The organism is Salmonella sp. SG203 (genome assembly GCF_013350575.1).
Taxonomy (GTDB): Bacteria; Pseudomonadota; Gammaproteobacteria; order Enterobacterales; family Enterobacteriaceae; genus Salmonella; species Salmonella enterica.
Window position 1 is genome coordinate 1 of sequence record NZ_SNMT01000035.1, and the last position, 20931, is coordinate 20931.

Genomic DNA, 20931 nt, shown 5'->3' on the forward strand with positions numbered 1-20931 from the left:
GCCCAGAAACAACACCCAGAACGCTGGAGTCAGCAACTTCGCAACTGGGACTACATACAAGAAGTTTATTTGAATCCAGAAAAAGAAGCGGCATGACGTAATTTTATTACAACAGGCGACAACTACCTTGAAAAACACCGTTAAAAGATGTACTACATGGTGGTAATACGCAGATGGTTCAGGGAAAGTTGCTGTAACGTGATTCGTTCGGGCTCAGTCAGTGTCAGATTCATCAGAAATACCATGCCGTATCGTCATGTCACCCAGTATGACTAGTTTGCAAATGATTTTCCTGATCTACTTATTACCTGAGTCAATTATTTGTCAGTCACATTCCGGGTTTTCCGAAAAACTCACCGGGCAATCACATCTAAATAGATGAAGCTTTCCCCGGTGCCTGAAGCAGGAAGGCATTATCCCAGCCAACACGCTTCCGGCGGCTTTTGACACCTGCTTTAACCTCAGTACAGGATAAACAATCATGCTACCAGAACGGAGGCTTTTTAAATCAATCAATTACGTATTTCCTTACCCCAGAATCAGGTTATTCAGATATATCAGTCTCAATCCTCAGTAAATTCTTTATTTACCCTTAGTGCATCCGGGATTTGAGTATCTAAAGATTCTCTGTACCTGATACACCCTCTCATAAACTGAGGCCAGTCAGGGACTTCAATATCCTCATTTGATAGCTCTGGTAGTAATGACCAAAGTTCAGGTTGAAACCAGCATAAATCATGGCCTGTACAGGTTTTATGTTTTCTTATTGCATTACGGAGTTCAGTTATTTCATCAATAAGTTGTTCTTTCGTTAAATTTTTTAAATCTGAATCAGAACATTTTTTCTCCATACACCAACCTGTTATCAGCCTGACACAAACATTCTCCGCCTCATGAGTGCAGTATCTATTGATACATTTCCCTTTGTAAAATACCATCCGGTACAATTTTTTCTCCCGGACGCCATCACAGTAATGACATCAAAAAATCTACCAGTATACGGAGTGGATGAATGTCACTACTTTCCGGGGCGAATTAAAGCGCTGAATGTCCTTTTCCACCTGTTTTATTCCATTGTGAACGTCGCGTATATAACGCGCCATCTTTTCCCGCGTTTGCTTTTTACTGGATGCGGAAAACTGTTTCCATACACACGTTTTAAAACCCTGACCATGAAAAATATCCCGGTGGACATGGTTCAGTTCCCGCAGTTTCATCGACAACAGATGGTCAACATGTTCCAGTGCTTCACTGTCCAGTAAAATATCACCATCGGGAACAAACTCACCATACATTGTCACCAGTGTAACAACATCCCCCTCTTTTCTGGCTTTAACCAGTTGCTGCATGAGTCTGTGTTTTTCCTCTTTTTTCAGTGGGTCCCGTTCCCTGTCCGGATGAACAACCCGGGCAATCTGTCGGTATATTTTACTCAGTTGACTCCCCCTGAATATTTCACGTATAGTGGATGTGCTGTCATTTTCATTCGGGGAATAATTAAATTCGAAATCCCGCCATTCCGGCTCTTTATCTCCGGGAGCATCTTCCTTGCCTGTCTGACTGGCAGCATATTCTTCCCTGAGTTGTTCGAAAAGCTCCTCCATCGCTTCCCGGTTACCTGAATTCAGGGCCTCCCGGAGTTGCGAATGCGGAATGTCCACATCTTCCCCAAACGCGGCTTTCATCATCAGGCTAAACTCATGGCAAATCTGATCCAGTACCTGCTTTTTCTCTTTTCGGAACAGTGTTTCACCATGGTGATCGAGACATTCTGTCAGTGAACGCAACATCTGTGGATCGTAAAAAAAGGGAAAATCCTGCATCTGACTCAATTGCTCATCAACATATTCAAAAAGCAACTGCCGATCCTTTCGCTTTAGTTCCTTCGAATCCAGAAATGACATGAGATGCCGGAGCCACCGGCAACGGGCCTCTCCCATTTGCCTGTCATGGGGCATTACCTGCTGCTCATATTCCTGATAGAGCGCACTCACTTTTACTGTCGCTTTTTCATTACGACGTTCATATTGCGCCACCTTCCTCCAGCGCTCCCAAAAAGAATTTTCCTGTTTTCCAGAAACACCTGCCCCAACAATAATCTGACTACCGGACTGAGTCATATCAATAACCTGCTAATCAACGGAAGTAATAGACGAGACCTGCCTCCACGCCCATCCAGACGACAGATGAAAAAGACGAAGACAACATCAGCACACATTTTCACAAAGTGGGTATTCTGTCCGCGGGAGAATCCTTGCTTATACATGATGCAGCGCCCAACGTTCAACACGTCAATTTTTCCCCATCAGTAATCTTTCAGCAAGTCATCATATCCCGTGTTGATGGCTTCGCCATCAGACAACATCCCCGTGGTACAGGATACCCTATTGTGATGAAATCACATTTGCAGACGACCTGATGGTCTGAAACTCCCGGGGGTTTTAACAACCCGAATGTGTTTGTCCGGATTAAACTTTTCCACCCACCCCTTTAAACTTCTCAATAAAAGCCCCGATTTTCTGAAACACGGTCTGTTTTTTCTCCCGGTACTGACGAGTTAAAGGGCTTTGTTTCGGTAATATCTCGTTCAGCCCGGTACCATTTTCACTGGCGTATTCCCGTTTCAGTGATGTGCGGATATAGCGTCTGGCAGCCTCCTCATTTAAGTTTTCACTTTTTATCAGGGCATCCGCTTCCCGCTGCTGCTCACGCTGCGCAAACGTAAAGAACGCATCGATTATTCCGGCTTTGTCCGGTATCTCATCCAGATGGGTTGCCTCAATAAAGTCGACAATCAGACTTTCCTTAGCTCGGTGGCTCAGACCTGAACGCACCAGCCGCCTCACCTCCTCTGTCAGCGCCGTTTTACTCATGCTCTTTTTGTGATGGTCAAAAATCAGTCCAAGAATGTAGTCCAGATTAATCTCCTGAGACTTCAGCAGGTCGACCTCAAAAACCACATCATCCCAGTCAACAGTCGACGGGAATTTATCATCTGAAAATTTTTCACGGCGCTGCCAGTCACGAATATCATTATACGTTGAACGCCAGTCCTGAACTTTTCGTTCAGCAGGAAGCCGTACTGCCCGGAGTTTCGTCAGCCCCTCATCATCAAGATAATGTTCGGCTTTAAACCGGTCGGTTACCACCGGGTCACTAAGGTCGATTTTCTGCAACGCTTTCAGCGTGGTAAATTCATCGTAGTTTTGCAGAATATTTTCAGCACGCAGATATTCGCCAAACAGCCTGACAAACGCTTTCTTGTCTTTTTCTGTCTCAATATGACCCGTGTCAGGGAAGCGTTGCTCCAGGGTGTTCAGTACCGCCATAAACCCGCGTTTTGTCTCACCCGTGGCCGTATCGGTGAAACCGTTCATGTACTCGTCATAGCTTTTTTCCAGTACCACATTTTTGGTATTTTTATCGCCGAACAGGGTAATGGCATCAATCGTTGCCTGCTCCAGATTACGGAAGGTAACGATATTGCCGAATGTCTTGGTTGCATCATAAATCCGGTTCGTGCGGGAGAACGCCTGTAACAGCCCGTGATAACGCAGGTTTTTATCCACAAACAGGGTGTTGAGTGTCGGGGCGTCAAAGCCGGTTAAAAACATCCCCACCACAATCAGTAAATCAATATCCTGGTTTTTGACACGCTGGGCCAGGTCCCGGTAATAGTTCTGGAACCCGTGACTGTCTGTACTGAAGTTCGTTTTAAACAAGGTGTTATAGTCATCAATCGCCGACGCCAGAAACGCTTTTGCGCTGCCGTCCATCACACTGACATCAAAGCTTTCATCGGTGATTTCACCCACCGCATTCTGCTCCTCATTGGCCGCAAATGAGAAGATGGTCGCCGCCCGTAGTGGTTTATATGTGCCGTCTGCGGCAACGACTTCCTGTTGCCTGACTTTAAAGGCGTCGTAATACGCTCTGGCTGCATCAATACTGCTGACCGCCAGCATGGCATTAAAGCCTTTTGTACCCGGAGATGTACGGTGTGTTTTTTGCCGGAAGTGCTTCAGAATATAGTGCGTTATCTCGCGAATACGCCGGGGGTGCAGAAAGGCAAGCCGGGTTTCAGCTGCACTGAGTTTAGTCTCATCCGTTTCGGATTCAATGCTTCTGAACTGCGGACGGACGTCGTTATAATCAACCTTAAACTTCAGCACCTTTTCGTCACGAATGGCATCCGTGATAACATAGGAATGCAGCTCCCGCCCGAAGACACTGGCCGTGGTTTCTGCACCCGTGGCATTTTCCACAAAGATGGGCGTCCCGGTAAAACCAAACTGGTAAAACCGTCTGAATTTCTTCTTCAGATTTTTCTGAGCTTCACCAAACTGGCTGCGGTGACACTCATCAAAAATGAAAACGACCTGCTGATGGTAAACCGGTAAATCACTCTCGGTTTTCATCAGGATATTCAGTTTCTGAATGGTGGTGACAATGATTTTGTTGTCATCTCTGGTCAGGTTTCGCTTCAGCCCTGCCGTGCTGTCAGACCCGTTAACACTGTCCGGCGAGAAACGCTGATACTCCTTCATTGTCTGGTAATCAAGGTCTTTCCTGTCCACAACAAAAAACACCTTATCAATAAAGTCCAGCTCTGTCGCCAGGCGGGCGGCTTTAAAACTGGTGAGCGTTTTACCCGAACCGGTCGTGTGCCAGATAAAACCACCGCTTTCTGTGTTGCTCCAGTTTCTGGTTTTATACGCGCTGTTAATTTTCCATAAAATCCGCTCTGTCGCTGCAATCTGATAGGGACGCATGACTAACAGTGTCTGGCTGACATCAAACACCGTGTACTGAAACAGAATACTGAGCAGAGTGTTTTTCTGGAAAAAGGTGGCGGTGAAATCTTTCAGGTCCCTGATAAGGGTGTTATCGGATTTAGCCCATTCCATCGTGAAATCAAAGCTGTTTTTATCCCGCTTCGTGGTATTGGCAAAGTAACGCGTATCCGTACCGTTGGAAATCACAAACAGTTGCAGATACTTGTATAACGAGTTATCACTGTTAAAGCTTTCCTTGCTGTAACGGTGTATCTGATTGAAGGCTTCACGGATAGCCACTCCGCGTCTTTTCAACTCAACCTGAACCAGGGGGAGACCGTTGACCAGAATGGTCACATCATACCGGTTGGCGTGTGAACCGGTTTGCTCAAACTGCCGGATGACCTGTACGGAATTACGGGCCATATTTTTTCGGTCAATCAGGTAAATATTTTCTAGGTGTCCGTCATCAAACGTAAAGTCACAGATGTAATCAATATGGATTTTACGGCTTTTATCGGTACTGCTGTCTCCCGGTTTATCCAGATACTGCTCAACAAAGCGCAACCATTCACCGTCAGTAAAGACCACGTTATTCAGACTCTGAAGACGGGTGCGCGCATTCTCCAGCATGCGGCTTCGCGTAGTCAGATGAGGAAGGTATTCATACCCCTGGTTCATCAAATCCTGAACCAGTTCACGCTCAAGGTCAGTTTCACTCTGATAGCAGTCACTGGACTCCCACTCACGGGTGTACTTATCCAGAACGATAAAATGGTTTAATTCCGCGATAGTGCAGGTCTGCTTTTCCATGTTCTTCCACCTCTTCTGAAACTGCTGTGTGAATTTACTGCAACTACGGTTATCTACATCTATTCGCAAGATATCCGCAAAACTTTTGATAACTCACCGTGGAAAACTTAACAACAACTCTCTGTAATACTCGTATTGTTTACGGCGCAACTCAATCTCACGAGGTAAGCCTTCGCTGATAGAGTTGCTAAGGGTGTCGAATTTGTCGAGTAGCATAGATATTCGTTCTTGTTGATGTTTATCAGGCAATGGAACTGGCAATTTTTTTATAATATCGGCATTCAGGTTACTTACTGACCCGCTATTGATTTTACTTTCCCAATAATTTTGCACATTTTTCGATGAAAGATAGTGATACAGATAATCAGGGTTTAATCTTTCACCAAAGTCGCTAATTGATGCCCATCCATCATGGATAGCTCCGGTTATCCTTAAAATGTATGGTCGGCCAAAGCTCATGGAGTTAGAAATAACAAAATCTCCAGGGTTCAAAATTCGTGATTTTTTAGCACCCTCAACGGTTACTTTCTGTAAAGTTTTATCAATATATTTAGTACATGGGGAAGTATCTCCGATTTTAATCCATGGGATACCATTGCTTTCCTCTGTCATGTATTTAGCAATAGGTCTGGGTGATGCTCCTCGTTGTATTTTTGCAACATCCCCCAACGCCATCCACTCCATCTCAATATCACCATACAACCTGTGGAACATAACCATATCTGACACAAAAGACCTGTCTGACAGGTTACCCCCCCCCCGAAATCCAATTAAAATTCAACAGGTTATCACGATAATAGTTGTATTGTTTCTCGCGTAGTTTAAGCTCGTTTGTCAGCTCGTTTGTCAGCTCGTTTGTCAAAGCCGTAAATGTGTCCAGAATGCGCACGATTTCTGACTGGATAGCCAGGGACTTCTCGGGGGTGTCCGGGCATGGGATGGGGACAGTAATTTTCGCCATATCAGTTGCCGATACATCTATTACTTTTGTTCCTTTGGAATACTTTCTTTTCTCGCTTGCAAAAAATCCCGTTTGAGTGTAATACGCAAAATATTTCCCAATAATTTCATTATTGGGTTTGAAGATTGTAGCGTGTCCACCAGTAACGGCTTGTTCTTTCCCAAGGTATACCAACGCTTTGCCAACATCTTCAAAATTTTCACTAGTGTTAGTAATAACAACATCACCAAAATTTACTTTTTTTAGCTTTTCCGCTGTTTGACGAGAAACAAATGATTTTGTAGTTTCAGTTGATAATCCGTAAAAAGTATATATCTGACCGTAGTGAATGGCAGGTACTCCCGACTCCGTGAAATCAGATTTAGGTAATCCATTTCCACGTACTAGTTCGCCCAGTTCGCCTAATGGCAACCATTCAACCTTAACACCATCCAGCAGTATTTCCATATAACTCAACTCGCTCATGCCCGCACCCCACTGCCTTCAATCTCACCCACAATTGCATCAATATCTTTACGTAACTGGTCTATTTTGCCGACGGTAGTTTTCAGCTCAGCATTCAGTTCTGCAATATCAACGATTTCTCGGGTGTCTTTGGCTTCCACGTAGCTGCTGACTGACAGGTTGTAATCATTCTCACGGATGGATTCGAACGACACCGATTTGGCAAAGTGTTCAGTATCATCCTTGCTGTCGAAAACCTGCATGATGTCTTCGATGTGTTCGTCTGTGAGGATGTTGTTATTTGTGGCCTTTTTAAACAGGCCACTGGCGTCGATAAACTGAACCCGGATGTCTGCTTTGTGTTTTGATAACACCAGAATATTGACCGCAATGCTGGTACCAAAAAACAGGTTCGGCGCTAATGAAATCACCGTTTCAATGTAGTTATTATCCACCAGATACTGACGGATTTTTTGCTCGGCACCACCACGATAAAAAATACCCGGGAAGCAGACAATTGCCGCCCGCCCCTTACCGGACAAATAGCTCAGAGCATGAAGCACAAAGGCAAAATCCGCTTTGGATTTAGGTGCCAGCACACCGGCAGGCGCAAAACGCTCATCATTAATCAGTGTCGGGTCGTCACTACCCACCCATTTCACAGAATAAGGCGGGTTAGACACTATTGCATCAAAGGGTTTCTCATCACCAAAATGTGGGGCGGTCAGGGTATTCCCCAGCATGATACTGAAATCGTCGTAGTTGATGTTGTGCAGAAACATGTTCATTCGGGCCAGGTTATAGGTGGTGTGGTTAATCTCCTGACCAAAAAAGCCTTCCTCAATAATGTGGTCATCAAACTGTTTTTTCGCCTGCAACAAAAGCGAACCCGAACCACAGGCCGGGTCGTAAATTTTATTCACACTGTCCTGCTTATGAAGTGCCAGTCGGGCAAGCAATTTTGACACCGGCTGCGGGGTAAAAAACTCACCGCCGGACTTACCTGCATTTGCCGCATAGTTAGAGATTAAAAACTCATACGCATCACCAAACAGGTCAATCTGGTTGTTTTCAAAATGCCCCAGATTCAGCCCCGCCACGCCTTTTAACACCGCCGCCAGACGGCTGTTTTTTTCTTTAACCGTATTCCCCAGCCGGTTGCTTTTAACATCAAAATCCGCAAACAGCCCCCTGATATCAGATTCCGACGGATAACCACTGGCCGAGCTTTCTATGGATTTAAAGATTTCATCCAAATCCGTATTCAGATGTTCGTTGGTATTCGCACTTTCCACCACGTTAATAAACAGTTCACTCGGGTAGATGAAATAACCTTTGGTTTTAATCGCATCCACTTTTATCCCGGACGTGATGTCGTTATCACTGAGGGCTGCATAATTGATATTTTCATCACCACCTTCAATGTAACGGGTGAAGTTCTCACTGATAAAGCGATAGAACAACGTCCCCAGTACATACTGCTTGAAATCCCACCCATCCACTGAACCCCGCACATCACTGGCGATTTGCCATATCTGGCGCTGGAGTTCGGCACGCTGTTGAATACCTGTCATTGTTAAATTCCGGCTTATTACGTTTTAAATCACAATCCGGGCATCGCCACAACACATACGCTGTACAAACTGTCCCTCAGACAATCCGGAGCTGGGTACGCACCTTTAACCTGTGGTATGCTCCTGGTATCCTTTCGGGTGCCATTACCGGCATGTGGATACCCCGTCTGTTCACAATTTCGCATCCGGTGTAACGTATGCAGGTCTGACGGGTCAAAAGGAATATTTTATGGTTGTGTATTTATTCATTTCTGACTTCTGGCAATAACAGGAACGCGTCCACACTCACCTCAGTGCTGACAGGTAGCCGTCCCTGAATGTATGGGGTCGAAGAGCTGGTTACGCGAAGTACCCGGAAAAATCAACGTCTGAGTACTCTGAATCAGCTACACGAGCTGTTGCCAGGAACTTCTCATCGGTAAAATAATCCCATTCTGATATGAGTGTCTGAACGCTTTAAAAGTAACGGACACCCTACTTCACCCTTAAATGGCACAGGCAGGCGGATAATCCACATTGACGTGAATAAATGCTTAGCGTGCTAGCTAAAAAATCATTTATTGATAAAAGGTAATACAAATCAGTAAGGTGTGAACTGACGGGAGCAATGTTCAGTTGTCGTGATATTCCGTATACCGTAAAAGCCAGCGTGGTTATCAGCTAATTTTTCGGATGGGCTGAAGTATCGCTATAAATGGGCGAGGAACGCAATCAGGCAGGTGGATTATCAGACCAGAAGCCCGAGCAGGCAAAGAAGACGTATTCATCTACCTTACAGTACAGAAATAGATACAGTTCCAGCAAGGACGGTAACAGAAAACGCGAATGCTCCGAGCGCCGTTATTTTGAAAGATTTATTCATGGAAAGAATCTCAGGCATGGGGCTCACTGTGGAAAACACAATTCAAGAGTACAGTATCAACTGTACTAGACAGTATTATGTTCACAACATAATCCTGCGACTATAATGACTCACAACTCATTCCGGGATAACATTGTACCAGTCACCATCACATCCTGTAATAACAATCGTTTTTGAGTGCAATAAGTCTACTGAAACTGATTCCACGGAAAAATGTCTGCGTTACCCTTTGTTTAACAGCTCCCGTAAAACAGGATTTTGCAGGTATTTCAGGCACCAACTGCATACCTTCCCCATTCCATCTGAACGGGCTGCCAGGAATAATTTTGTCGCATGTTTATGCTCGCGCATCGGTTTTTTCAACAGTTTGCCACTATTTAACAGCGGGAGCGCTAAATGGTGCGGGATATAGCCAATACCGACATTTTGTTCGATAAGTGCAATGGCTGTAGCAAAGTCTGGTACGAACAGCGGTTTTTGTCCCTCCAGTAACCATGCTTGTAACGGCGTAAAATTTACGGATGTATCACGAATACACACTGCGGTGTACTGGCGAAGTTCAGCGTTTTCCAGCGGATGACGCTCACTGGCGAGCGGATGTCGCGGGCTGACGACAAAATCCCATTCAAGCTGGCCAATAGGTTCACTGACAATACCTTCAGTACTGGGGACGGCATGTGGCGCGCCAATCACCAGATCGGCACGTCTGCTGTAGAGCGCGTCCCAACAACCGTTGTATACCTCAAGGCAGACCGTCAGAGTAGTCGAGGAGAATTGTCGTTCGAAATCGAGGATAAACGCCACCAGCAAAGGGGCGGGAATAATATTGTTCACCGCAATTGTTAACTCGCGCTCGACGCCATCATGGATCAGAGCGGTGTTACGCTTAAGCGCCTCCATATCACCGAGAATGGTCTTGCTATGTTCAATAAAATAGCGGCCAGCAGGTGTGATTTCGATATATCGACCTTTGCGAGTAAACAGCGCTACCCCCAGGCTTTCTTCCGCTTTTTTAATGGTGTAACTGATAGCTGAAGGCACCTTATTTAATTGTTCTGCGGCGATGCTGATGCTCTGATGCCTGGCGACCAGATGAATAACACGAAGGGTTTCGTCAGAGATGAACATAAGGTTTCCTGGTTGGCAGAGATCGGCTAAACCGATCCCGGTTCAGCCGTAATGTTAATGCCAATTATACCCAGGAACTAATGATGTTGGCCCAGTCGACTTAACAGTATATAAGCGATACAAGCTACAACAATCGAATCCACCGAAGGAATACTTGTTAGAGTGAAGAGACCTTTTACCGTCATAAAGCCTACAGCCGCGCCAAGGATCCATGCAACAAACGTCAGTACCTTAATCTGTGGCTCTTGCGTCAGGACCAATTCCTGATAACCATTTCGGCGATAGAGGAAAAAGTCGGCAATATAAATACCTGCTACAGGCGGCGTCGCGATACCGAGGAACAGTAGGAAGGGAATGAACCACGCCATAATATCCAGACTTCCGACTATCGCAGAGAGTACACCCAGGGCGATAGTAATTTGCCATTTAGGGAACCGGGTTAACAGTGTGGAAACCACTAACGTACCCTGAAACATATTTCCGGCATTCCCTGTTACACAGGCAAAGATCAGCAGCAGCGCGCCTGGCAATACGGCGCCAAATATTGTCATGGCTCCCAACAGAGAACCCTGACCGCTGAGGGCGCTGGGCGTTGCGCCAGCCCAGTAAAGTAGCGGATAGGCAATTAGGAACGTCACCGCCGCAGAGATGAGAGCATGTTTGCGATTATGCACAAAGCTGCCGAAATCAGGTAGCGTAGCGACAAGCACTATAATGGTGCCGACGACGGTCGAGACAGCGACACCTGTATTCATGCTGACAACTTCCGCTGGCTCGGTGACTTCGCTGTGTGTCGCAATATAGAGGATATAGCACAGTACTAAGGCGATGATCGGCACCGCGACCTGTGCGACTTTACCCAGTACGGCAAAGCCAAATGCCGTAGATGCGACGAATACCACGCAACCTGCTATCACCAACAGAGGGACAGGAAGCGTTATGCCGTGCTGTAACAGTAAGTCATGGACAGAGTGACCAAACATATTTGCAGTCACGGCAATCCAGCCAAAAAGACTAATTGCCATCAAGATATTGATAGCAATGGCCCCTTTTTCACCGAAAGCGTACTTAACAATACCGTATGTCGGCAGACGGGCTTTTTCGCCAACGCTGATCGTGATGGCTGCAAGGATGGTAAGGATTAACCCACCCAACAGCACCACAGTAACCAGACTGCTACTGGAGAGTTGGTTGCCAAGACTTGAGGACGACAGCAAAACCGGTGTCACTGCGATCCCCAACAGAATCATGGCAATTCTCAAGCCTGATGCAGTATTCATACTCTCTTCTGTTTTACGCATATCCTGTTCCCTCTGTTAATGCGCATTACACGGTATGAAAATGACCGGTGTATTTGCGCCAGCTTCCTAATTCGGTAATTTCCCGTTGCCCTTCTGTCAGCCAGTTTTCCGCCAGTACACCCAATACTTCACTGCCATCTTCGAGTTTGACTTTGCCTATTGCCAGTCCGGCTGGCTCACTCATCAGCAGTTCAGCAAAACTGGCCAGTGGTAATTGCCAAATCTCCAGAGCCACGTGAGTACCACCTTGGGTAACGCGGATCATCCCCGGATGTTGGTCGTTAATGCTCCACAAACGGTAGTGCGCATCAGTGCGGTCTTCGCGGATAAATACACCGCCTGCTTTTTGCATATTTTTATTGAGTTCCAGGCCGCGCATCAGGGTTCCGTTGACGGCCAGTAGGGTTGTCGTAATCATCTTATTCTCCTAAAGCTAAAGGGTTATCCATGTGCCGTTTTGATGATCCAGTGCAGATTTGATCGCTTGCGGGCTGGTGATCAGACCGCTGGCGTTTTTGCCCTGTTGTCGGCTGGCATTCATGAAATCGAGAATTGCTTCGACTTTGGGCTGCATACTGCCGACGCCAAACTGACCTTCCTGCAGGAGTATTTCGGCTTGCGCGATGCTGAGCGTTTCCAGCCATTGCTGCTGTGGTGTACCGAAGTTAATCGCCACTTTTTCCACGCCTGTCGGGATAACCAGCAAGTCCGCTCCCAGTTGGCTGGCAAGCAGCGCGGAAGCGAGATCTTTATCTATCACCGCCTCAACCCCCTGCAACTGGTGATGCGCATCGCGTATGACAGGGATCCCGCCACCGCCGCAGGCGATAACGATATAGCCCTGCCTCACTAATTGCGCGATAGTGTCTTGTTCAATGATTTCCAGAGGCCTTGGCGACGGTACGGTACGTCGCCAGCCGCGTCCGGCATCCTCCATCATCGTCCAGCCAGGCTGTTGCTGGCGTTCACGTGCAGTGTTTTCGTCCAGAAATGCACCGATGGGTTTACTCGGGTTAGCAAAAGCGTCGTCGTGCTGGCTGACCCGTGTTTGCGTGATGAGTGCCACAACCGGCTTATGGAGGCTGCGGCGCGCAAGTTCGTTATGCAGCGCTTTCTGAAACATATAGCCGATCGCGCCTTGAGTATCGCCGACCGCATAATCCAGCGGGACCGGCGAGACTTCACTGCTGGCTAACTCGGATCGACGTAAAATAAAGCCCACTTGTGGGCCATTGCCATGAGTCAGTACCAGGTCCCATCCAGCTTCGACCATGTCGGTAATGTGCTTCACGCTTTCCATGACGGCATCGCACTGATCGGAGATACTGTTACGCCGATCGTCCTGAATCAGCGCGTTGCCGCCAACGGCAACGACAGCCAGAGGTTTATTCACGGTTTTTCTCCTTGTGCGACGAGCCGCGCCAGCGCGGCAATGGCATCAACAAAACAGCGCATTGGCGCGGTCGTGATCCCTGCACCAATCTGACCGACACCGGCCTGCATATGGGCGATCCCCGTGTTGATGATCGGTAAAATGCCCCGGTCGACCACCTTACGCGCATCGATTCCCGCCGCCGTCGGGGCAAAATTGAGCGTCGGCAGAGTAAATGCCGGATTGCCGCCCAGGGTGATTGCCTGCATGCGTCTGCTGTTGTTGGTGGCATCTGCAGGTGTTCCGCCAACAAATTTCACAATTGCTGGGGAAGAAGCCATTGCAAAACCACCCACACCCGCGGTTTCGGTAATAGCGCTGTCGCCAAGATCGGCGGCGGCATCGTCTACTCCATAGCCGGGGAAAAATAACCCTTCAACCGCATTGGCCGGAGCCTGGAACCACTGGTCACCTGTACCCGAAAGACGAATACCAAAATTCACGCCGTTGCGGGCCATAACGGTAACCATGGAACTGAAAGGAACATTGGTTGCCGCGTCCATCATTGCTTTGCAGGCCGCCATCGAGAGATTAAGAAAGAAGTGATCATTGCTGGTAATGAAGGTGACCGTTCGCTGCAACTGCTCCGCAGGTAAATTACTGGACAACAGCGCAGGCAGTAGGCGTTTGATGAGCAGGCCGGTCGCGGCGGCGTTACGGTTGTGAACCTCGTCACCCATATGCAGCGCCTGGGCCATGAGTGGTTTTAGCTCCAGTTCGCCAAGACGAATGACAGCCGCTTTCAGTGCCGGTGCCAGCTCGTCACGCATCCAGTACAAGCGATTGAGTACCTCATCGTTGTTCGCTCCGAAGCGTAAAACCTTACCCAGCCCTTCATTAAAATTGCTGAACGTACGCTGACCGTTAGTCTTGTTCTCGATGACCCACAGCGGCATCGACGGACTGATAATTCCCGCCATCGGTCCAACAGCGTGATAATGGTGGCACGGTTCAAGTTCGATATCTCCCGCCAGAATCTGACACTCCGCCTCTTCATGGCTGGTGGCCCATCCTTCAAAGAGCATTGCGCCGATGATTGCGCCTTTTACCGGCCCACACATGTTTTCCCAGCTAATGGGGGGGCCGGAGTGAAGAATACGTTTACTTTTAGCCATTTCTGGAATTGCTTCATGAACCTGCATAACATCGACCAGTACCGGTTGGGCGCTGAGATAGCGCTCCATGGCGATTTTATTCGCCTGTTCAACCAGCGGATGGTGTATTAAAGAGGCCAGCTCCAGTCCGGCATTCACATCTCCCTGTGCGGGCGGCTGCCAGCTCAACGCTATTGCTTCACCGCCGACTTTCTGAATATTGTTGGCGAAACTCTGTAATCCGGCGTTTATCACTTTCAGCGGCTGATTAAACAAGGTATTCATGCAATTACTTCCTTCTTCTCAATCTGAATCTGCGCCACGATGCTGGCCCATTGCGCAGCCTGGGCATTACAGTCAGCGATAATGACGCCAGCATCACGCAAAGCGCTGACCTGGCGACTTCTTTGCTGGGGATCGTTTTCGGTACCGCAAACGTGAGCAATCATCAGTGGTGCCTGCTGTTGATCAATCTGTGTGAGTTGTTCGAGTAATTCAGCAGCAGGTGCTTCAGACGTACCGTATCCCAGCACCAAATCGAACAGAATGGCGGCGGTCTGCGGATCGTTAAGTTCAGCGAGCAGACGTTGATTGCGTAATGTCTGGTCGATCATGGGATGTGGTTTACCTCGGGTAAAATCGTCATCGCCCATATCTATCAGCGTGTGGTTATGGCTTTGCCAGATATTGACAAGCGTTTGGTTACCCGACACAGGTGTGTTTGATGCGGCGGTAAAACCGTTTTGCTGACAGATGAGCTGCGCTTCGTAGCAGAATGTTCCTCCTGCAAAAACACCGCGGATAGCCTGACGAGTTGGCGCCAAACGCTGGCAGGCTTGTTGCAGTGCAGTAAGGTCTGACGGTGAAGGCTGATAGCGAGTTTCCGTTAGTAGGCGTTTGTTTAGCAACGCGACGGCAAGGTCTGCTGCGCCAGCAAGGGTTATCGCTGCGGTTACGTTTGGTCGCGTAACGGTTTGTGGGTCGGCTCCCAGGAAATTGACGACGACTGGCTTACCGGCAGACTGCGCCAGTTGCAGAATACGTTCAGCTACCACTGATGAAGGTGGTTTGGAGATCAATACGATGACGTGGGTGGCGTCATCATCCATGAGTGCTTGCAGCCCAAACAGCATCGAAATCCCGCCGATGTCTTCGCTCAGATCGTGGCCGCCAGTACCGAGTGCCTGAGAGATACCTGCACCCAGTTGGTCAATACGACAGGTGACTTCCTGTAATCCCGTGCCGGAGGCTCCCACCACGCCGATATGACCGCGGTTTACTACATTCGCGAAACCCAATGGAATGCCGTTAATAATGGCGGTTCCGCAATCGGGCCCCATGACGATACGGTTACGATCACGAGCGAGGCTTTTTATCGCTTTTTCTTGCTCAATGCTGACATTATCGCTGAACATCATCACATTCAGACCAAGGTTCAGCGCCTTAATGGCTTCCGCCGCGGCGTAGTCACCAGGGACCGAAATCAGCGCCAGACTGGCATCAGGCACTTTCTCCAGCGCCATTTCTATACTCACTATATCCGGTGTTTTTACACCCTCGTCATCTTCATCTTCCGGTTTACTGGTCAGGCGTTGTTCTGCGATATCCAGCGCTTCGGCGCAGATATCCTCTTCTCCCATTACCGCTATGACCAGGTCGTTTGGCCCTGCTTTGACGTTGTCGCCAAGCCCGGCGTTACTAAGCTGCTCAAGATTTGTTGATGTTCCCATCACCACGGAAGCCTGCTTAATGCCTGGTAACGCGCTAATTTGCGCCGAAATCTGCATCAGGGATACGGAATCCTGATAGAGGTTTCTGAAAATTTTATTCTTTACTTTCATTGTTTTATGTCCGTCGTTTATCACCCGATAACAGAATTCGGGTACAGCGATTCCGCGTAGCGATGTGCGCTACGAGAGCATTTCATTTATTCAATGGTGTGCGTACAGCGTTCTCATGCCGTGAAGTAAACCGGCCAGGCAGTCGACGCCGGATGTTGCCCCAAATTGCATGACCTGTTCTGCACAGGCGATAATCGTTGTTGTAGGTGCGTCAACATTAAGCTGTTTGAGCAACTCGCAAATCGGTTGCGAAAAATGACCTTGTAGCGCGCCGTGTAAATAATGCTGGCTGATGTCAGTTGTGTACGGTAGTTGCTGTTCAATAGCCTGTTGTAACCTGATGTAGTGAGCCTCAAGACCGGGAGAGAGTTTCCACTGCCAAAGCGCCGCCAGATAACCCAGTAGATAGTCATCGCCATCCGGCGTTAGCCCTTTGCCGTAACCGATTAACCGGGGGACCTGTTCTTCAAGTTGCTCCGGCGACTCTTGTGGCCTTAACCCCCGTTGGCGAATATTTCCCTGCCATTGCAGTGCGCTTTCTACCTCATGTTCCAGGCAAAACAGCAGCAGTTGAGAATCCAGCGTCCTGTAGTGCCGTTGGGGCCACAAACAGGTTTTCGGTTCCAGCGACTCACGCCGGAGCTGGGGTTGCCACACCATGGCCGCGTTCAGGTCCACACGAAAACGTCGGGCCAGCAATACACCATCGGCTAACCAAATTGTCCCGGATCCTGCTGTCTCATGCCGCCAGTCCCACCGTTCTGGCAGTATGATCCGCGCTGCATCAGCCAGATTCTGATACTTCTCTGCGCACAACAACGTGAGGTGTTGTCCCCCTTCTGAGCGCAGGTTCAGGGCATGCTGAAATGCACTGTGAATCTGCAGAACGTGCCGTTCTTTCGCCGGGAAGAGATACCCTAACGAAAGCGCAGAGAGCGTTGCTGGCGTCATGACGTTAGCCTTTCAGTCCTGCAATAATGGCATCAGCGTGACTGACCCAGCCAAAAATCGCACCCTGGGCTTTGATCATCTCCAGCGCATATTCCTGGAACTCAGGAAAGTAGGAACCCACACAATCTTCAGGAATGATGCATTCATAGCCCCGATCGTTAGCTTCTCGTACCGTCGTCGTCACGCAGACTTCAGTCGTGACACCGCAGACAATCAACGTTTTGATCCCGTGATTTTGCAATATCAGATGTAAATCAGTCTGGTAGAACGCGCCTTTGCCGGGCTTATCGATAACCGGTTCGCCTGCAGCCGGGTATAACTCAGGGATAATGTCGTGACCAGCCTCGCCCCGAACCAAAATACGTCCCATAGGGCCTGCTTCACCAATAAAAGTTTTACCACCTCGGGTGAGTTTCGCCGCAGGGCAATCGCTAAGATCGGCGCGGTGCCCTTCGCGAGTATGAATCACAAGTAACCCTTTATCCCGCGCGGCTGCCAGTACTTCTTTGCATGGCTCAATTGCGCTTCGAACCAGCGAGACATCGTTACCTAATGCTTCACCAAAACCACCTGCCTCAACAAAGTCACGTTGCATATCGATCATCACCAGTACGGTGGTATGTGGATCAAAAGGCAGAGCAAAAGGTTGGGCCTGGAAAGTCTGTTGCGTCATGATCAATCTCCTGTTCACAGAATAAGCAATCCTCAGGGTCTGCTACTGAGTATTCAGGAGAATAAGGGCGTTAAAAAGAAAAATAGTTTGATACTGAGCAACGAAAATTTTGCATTCTAAAGAGGGAGCGGAGTCAATTGTTAAGGTGATCACAGTATCTTATTTAGCAGCAAAAAATTTGAGGCAACTGGCATATTTAATTAAAAAAATTGTCTCAACTGTGTGATGTAATACACTTTTCTTCAGCAGGAATCAGTTTGACTCTCCATCCCATACATGGTGCGCCCAGACAAATCTCCGGACACTGTTGGGTTGTTTTCCCTGCTAATATCAAACCAGATACCCGCGCAAGCGAAGAACACGTATTCACCCACAATACGATGCAAAAGCGGACACCGCGCCAGTTGACAGGCCAGCCATGCAGTCATTCCCTGTTCATTTAATGTTACCAGGCCCTGCCAGGCATGTACTGATTGAGTTTAGTGGTATGGAAAATGCGCTGGCCTGTTATCACTCACCAGAATATCAACTTACGCGGAATACAAGAAAATCCGTTGCTGAAGCGATGATAACTATTGTTGATTGAACCGCCCCGGTTTTCCGGGAGAGTGTTTTGTCTGTGAACTCAGGCTGCCAGATCTCCGTCTATGATGGAAGCGTACCAGGCCTGTTCTGCTTCTGCCGGCGGGATATAACCCAGTCGTTCCAGCAACCGTCGATTGTTGTACCAGTCCACCCATGTCAGCGTCGCCAGCTCCACTTCAGCGCGGTTTTTCCAGCTTTTACGATGTATCACCTCCGCTTTGTAAAGTCCGTTGATACTTTCCGCCATCGCGTTGTCATATGAGTCGCCTGTGCTGTCGGTTGACGCCAGCAAGTCTGCGTCCTTAAGCCGCTGTGTGTACGCCAGTGACACATACTGAGAGCCTTTAACCAGTAGCAAGCATAATGATGAAAACTGACACTGACATTATTACTATCTGAGTGATGGATGGTGCCGGACGGACGACGGGCCCACAGCGCCTGCTCCAGCGCATCCAGCACGAACGTCGTTTCCATCGACGATGAGACCCGCCAGCCCACGATGCGACCGGCGAACACATCGATGATGAACGCCACATACGCGAAGCCCTGCCAGGTGCTCACATACGTGAAGTCTGCCACCCACAACTGGTTGGGGCGCTCTGCCACGAACTGACGGTTTACCCGGTCACCTGCCGCAGCGTCTTTCAGGCTGACGGTGGTACGGACCTTTTTACCCCGGCGCACACCGACAAGCCCCATAACGGTCATCAGACGCGCCACCGTGCATCTGGCCACACTGATGCCTTCCCGCAGCAACTGTCGCCAGACCTTGCGCACACCGTACACGCTGTGGTTTTCATCATACACTCGCTGTATCTCCGGTTTCAGCAGGTCATCCCGCTGTACCCGCTGGCTGCGTCTTTCCGGATGCCGGCGGTGTTGCTGATGCCGGTAATACGTTGACGGGGCGATATCCAGCTCGTGGCATACCGGTCCGACCCCGTGCTCATCACGCAGGGTATTCACCAGGGGCATTATTTTTTCCACAGGCGGTCGAACTCCGCCTTCGCAAAATACGCAGAAGCCTGGCGCAGGATATCGTTGCTGCGCCGCAGTTCACGAACTTCGCGCTCCAGCTCTTTCAGGCGCTGGCGTTCAGCAGTGGTGAGTCCGCCGTCACCAGTCCCGGCATCGCGCTTATACTGACGCAGCCAGGTACGAAGGGTCTCAGGCGTACAGCCTATTTTAGGGGCGATGGAGCTGATGGCCGCCCACTGCGAGCCATAGTCGTTCTGGCTTTCGATAACCATACGAATGGCCCGCTGACGGACCTCAGGGGAAAAGCGTGTATTTTTAGTCATCCTGTTTACCTCTCTCTCAGGGAGTTTAGTCTCCAGGATTACCGGGGCGGTTCATGATGGATAAATTCCGTTGCTTCATTTGCATCCATCCAGGGCCATGTTTCTTTCACTTATTGCTCCTTACTGTATTAACTTCAAAAAGTTACTCCTGAAAATTATAAAAGCAGTTATTTTTGCCCCCCTAATATAAATGTCTGTTGTTTTTATAAATCAGATATAGTTTGCCACAAATCCAAAATACAGAATACAGAATACAGAATACAGAATACAGAATACAGAATATAACAAAATATAAAATCATATCGTTTCTGGTCACATCAGTGATAGTTAGTATCACGCAGATAAATAACCCAGTATACCAATCCGACGAAAACTCCACCTCCGATTATATTTCCAATGGTAACAGGCAAGAGGTTATCAGTAATAAAATTCACTACAGTAAGATGAGAAAAATCTGCCGGACTTGAATTAATAAAATTCCAAAAATCAGGGCTTGCAAAATAACGAATAATAATCCCCATCGGGATCATAAACATATTTGCAATGCTGTGTTCAAAACCACTTGCAACAAACATTGCCACCGGAAGAATCATAATCATTGATTTATCCACTAGGCTACGTCCAGCATAACTCATCCAGACAGCAAGGCAAACCAGTAAATTTGCAAGAATACCGAGAGTCACGGCTTCGATAAATGTATGATGCATTTTATGGTCAGCTGTTTGCAAAACATTTAACCCCCAACCACCGTTCGCTGTCATGTACTCACCTGATAACCATATCAGTAAGACAAAAAAGAGTGCCCCTGCCAAATTTCCAATATAAACGTTCACCCAGTTCCACAGCAATTGCCGCCAGGTAATTCGGCCACAGGCTTTTGCCACAACGATAAGTACCGTCGATGTAAACAGGTCTGCTCCACAGATAATGCATAAAATCAGACCGAGTGAGAAACAAATCCCGCCAATCAGTTTTGCAATTCCATAAGGTATCCCTGCTGTGCCAACTGTGGAGGTAATATAAAAAACAAACGCAATGGAAATAAACACACCGGCCGTAACAGACAGATAAAAAGTTTTTAGCGGATGTTTAGTTGTTTTGTATACACCTGTCTCTTCAGCTACTTTTGCCATTTCAGCAGGAAGTAAAAGACTGTTGAAGTTATTACTTTTCACAAATATTTCTCTTTATTAATA

General features: G+C 48.1%; 14 protein-coding genes, 2 pseudogenes and 1 other annotated feature. Of the genes and pseudogenes, 1 reads left to right on the plus strand and 15 read right to left on the minus strand.

Features of this window, described 5'->3' with window-relative positions:
• Nucleotides 1–563 precede the first annotated feature (563 nt).
• The 13 genes and pseudogenes from HV477_RS25655 to HV477_RS25715 form a co-directional block, all read right to left on the minus strand.
• Nucleotides 564–851 carry a hypothetical protein gene (locus HV477_RS25655; RefSeq protein WP_175065544.1) on the minus strand — a complete coding sequence of 96 codons (288 nt, stop codon included), beginning with the start codon at nt 849–851 and terminating at the stop codon, nt 564–566.
• Between the two features lie 138 nt (nt 852–989).
• On the minus strand, nt 990–2120 hold the full coding sequence (locus HV477_RS25660; protein WP_175065545.1) for a hypothetical protein: 1131 nt from the start codon (nt 2118–2120) through the stop codon (nt 990–992).
• Between the two features lie 348 nt (nt 2121–2468).
• Nucleotides 2469–5588 carry an HsdR family type I site-specific deoxyribonuclease gene (locus HV477_RS25665; protein WP_175065546.1) on the minus strand — a complete coding sequence of 1040 codons (3120 nt, stop codon included), beginning with the start codon at nt 5586–5588 and terminating at the stop codon, nt 2469–2471.
• A 93-nt stretch (nt 5589–5681) separates the two neighbouring features.
• A pseudogene (locus HV477_RS29120) lies at nt 5682–7014 on the minus strand (restriction endonuclease subunit S).
• Complete coding sequence (locus HV477_RS25675) at nt 7011–8567, minus strand: type I restriction-modification system subunit M (RefSeq protein ID WP_175065547.1); 1557 nt, start codon at nt 8565–8567, stop codon at nt 7011–7013. Before HV477_RS25675 ends, HV477_RS29120 begins: the two are co-directional and overlap by 4 nt.
• A gap of 1084 nt (nt 8568–9651) precedes the next feature.
• On the minus strand, nt 9652–10557 hold the full coding sequence (locus HV477_RS25680) for a LysR substrate-binding domain-containing protein (protein ID WP_175065548.1): 906 nt from the start codon (nt 10555–10557) through the stop codon (nt 9652–9654).
• 77 nt (nt 10558–10634) lie between these two features.
• On the minus strand, nt 10635–11858 hold the full coding sequence (locus HV477_RS25685) for a cytosine permease (RefSeq protein ID WP_175065549.1): 1224 nt from the start codon (nt 11856–11858) through the stop codon (nt 10635–10637).
• Between the two features lie 25 nt (nt 11859–11883).
• Nucleotides 11884–12273: a glutamyl-tRNA amidotransferase gene (locus HV477_RS25690; protein ID WP_175065565.1), complete on the minus strand. Its 390-nt coding sequence runs from the start codon at nt 12271–12273 to the stop codon at nt 11884–11886.
• An 18-nt stretch (nt 12274–12291) separates the two neighbouring features.
• Entirely contained in the window at nt 12292–13251 is a 960-nt protein-coding gene (locus tag HV477_RS25695) for a carbamate kinase (RefSeq protein WP_175065550.1), read from the minus strand.
• Nucleotides 13248–14669 carry a DUF1116 domain-containing protein gene (locus HV477_RS25700; protein WP_175065551.1) on the minus strand — a complete coding sequence of 474 codons (1422 nt, stop codon included), beginning with the start codon at nt 14667–14669 and terminating at the stop codon, nt 13248–13250. Before HV477_RS25700 ends, HV477_RS25695 begins: the two co-directional genes overlap by 4 nt.
• Complete coding sequence (gene fdrA / locus HV477_RS25705) at nt 14666–16225, minus strand: acyl-CoA synthetase FdrA (protein WP_175065552.1); 1560 nt, start codon at nt 16223–16225, stop codon at nt 14666–14668. The genes HV477_RS25700 and fdrA overlap by 4 nt, the downstream gene beginning before the upstream one ends.
• 90 nt (nt 16226–16315) lie before the next feature.
• Nucleotides 16316–17176, minus strand: a complete 861-nt coding sequence (locus HV477_RS25710) for a DUF2877 domain-containing protein (protein ID WP_175065553.1) — start codon at nt 17174–17176, stop codon at nt 16316–16318.
• A gap of 4 nt (nt 17177–17180) precedes the next feature.
• The gene (locus tag HV477_RS25715; protein ID WP_175065554.1) at nt 17181–17849 is read right to left on the minus strand and encodes a cysteine hydrolase family protein; all 669 of its coding nucleotides are present in this window, start codon (nt 17847–17849) and stop codon (nt 17181–17183) included.
• 442 nt (nt 17850–18291) lie between these two features.
• On the opposite strand from HV477_RS25715, the gene HV477_RS28670 reads away from it, so the two are divergent.
• Nucleotides 18292–18435: a DUF1330 domain-containing protein gene (locus HV477_RS28670; protein ID WP_302675416.1), complete on the plus strand. Its 144-nt coding sequence runs from the start codon at nt 18292–18294 to the stop codon at nt 18433–18435.
• Between the two features lie 39 nt (nt 18436–18474).
• Here HV477_RS28670 and HV477_RS25725 read toward each other — a convergent pair.
• Nucleotides 18475–19735: pseudogene (locus HV477_RS25725) on the minus strand (IS3 family transposase).
• Nucleotides 19338–19454: a sequence feature (AL1L pseudoknot), on the minus strand. Its footprint overlaps the pseudogene before it by 117 nt.
• Nucleotides 19736–20052: 317 nt before the next feature.
• Nucleotides 20053–20910, minus strand: a complete 858-nt coding sequence (focA, locus tag HV477_RS25730; protein ID WP_175065556.1) for a formate transporter FocA — start codon at nt 20908–20910, stop codon at nt 20053–20055.
• Nucleotides 20911–20931 lie beyond the last annotated feature (21 nt).

Coding starts and splice junctions, on each gene's coding strand:
- HV477_RS25655 (WP_175065544.1), bottom strand. CDS start 851: ATGGAGAAAAAATGTTCTGATTCAGATTTAAAAAATTTAACGAAAGAA.
- HV477_RS25660 (WP_175065545.1), bottom strand. CDS start 2,120: ATGACTCAGTCCGGTAGTCAGATTATTGTTGGGGCAGGTGTTTCTGGA.
- HV477_RS25665 (WP_175065546.1), bottom strand. CDS start 5,588: ATGGAAAAGCAGACCTGCACTATCGCGGAATTAAACCATTTTATCGTT.
- HV477_RS25675 (WP_175065547.1), bottom strand. CDS start 8,567: ATGACAGGTATTCAACAGCGTGCCGAACTCCAGCGCCAGATATGGCAA.
- HV477_RS25680 (WP_175065548.1), bottom strand. CDS start 10,557: ATGTTCATCTCTGACGAAACCCTTCGTGTTATTCATCTGGTCGCCAGG.
- HV477_RS25685 (WP_175065549.1), bottom strand. CDS start 11,858: ATGCGTAAAACAGAAGAGAGTATGAATACTGCATCAGGCTTGAGAATT.
- HV477_RS25700 (WP_175065551.1), bottom strand. CDS start 14,669: ATGAATACCTTGTTTAATCAGCCGCTGAAAGTGATAAACGCCGGATTA.
- fdrA (WP_175065552.1), bottom strand. CDS start 16,225: ATGAAAGTAAAGAATAAAATTTTCAGAAACCTCTATCAGGATTCCGTA.
- HV477_RS25710 (WP_175065553.1), bottom strand. CDS start 17,176: ATGACGCCAGCAACGCTCTCTGCGCTTTCGTTAGGGTATCTCTTCCCG.
- HV477_RS25715 (WP_175065554.1), bottom strand. CDS start 17,849: ATGACGCAACAGACTTTCCAGGCCCAACCTTTTGCTCTGCCTTTTGAT.
- HV477_RS28670 (WP_302675416.1), top strand. CDS start 18,292: ATGTTACCAGGCCCTGCCAGGCATGTACTGATTGAGTTTAGTGGTATG.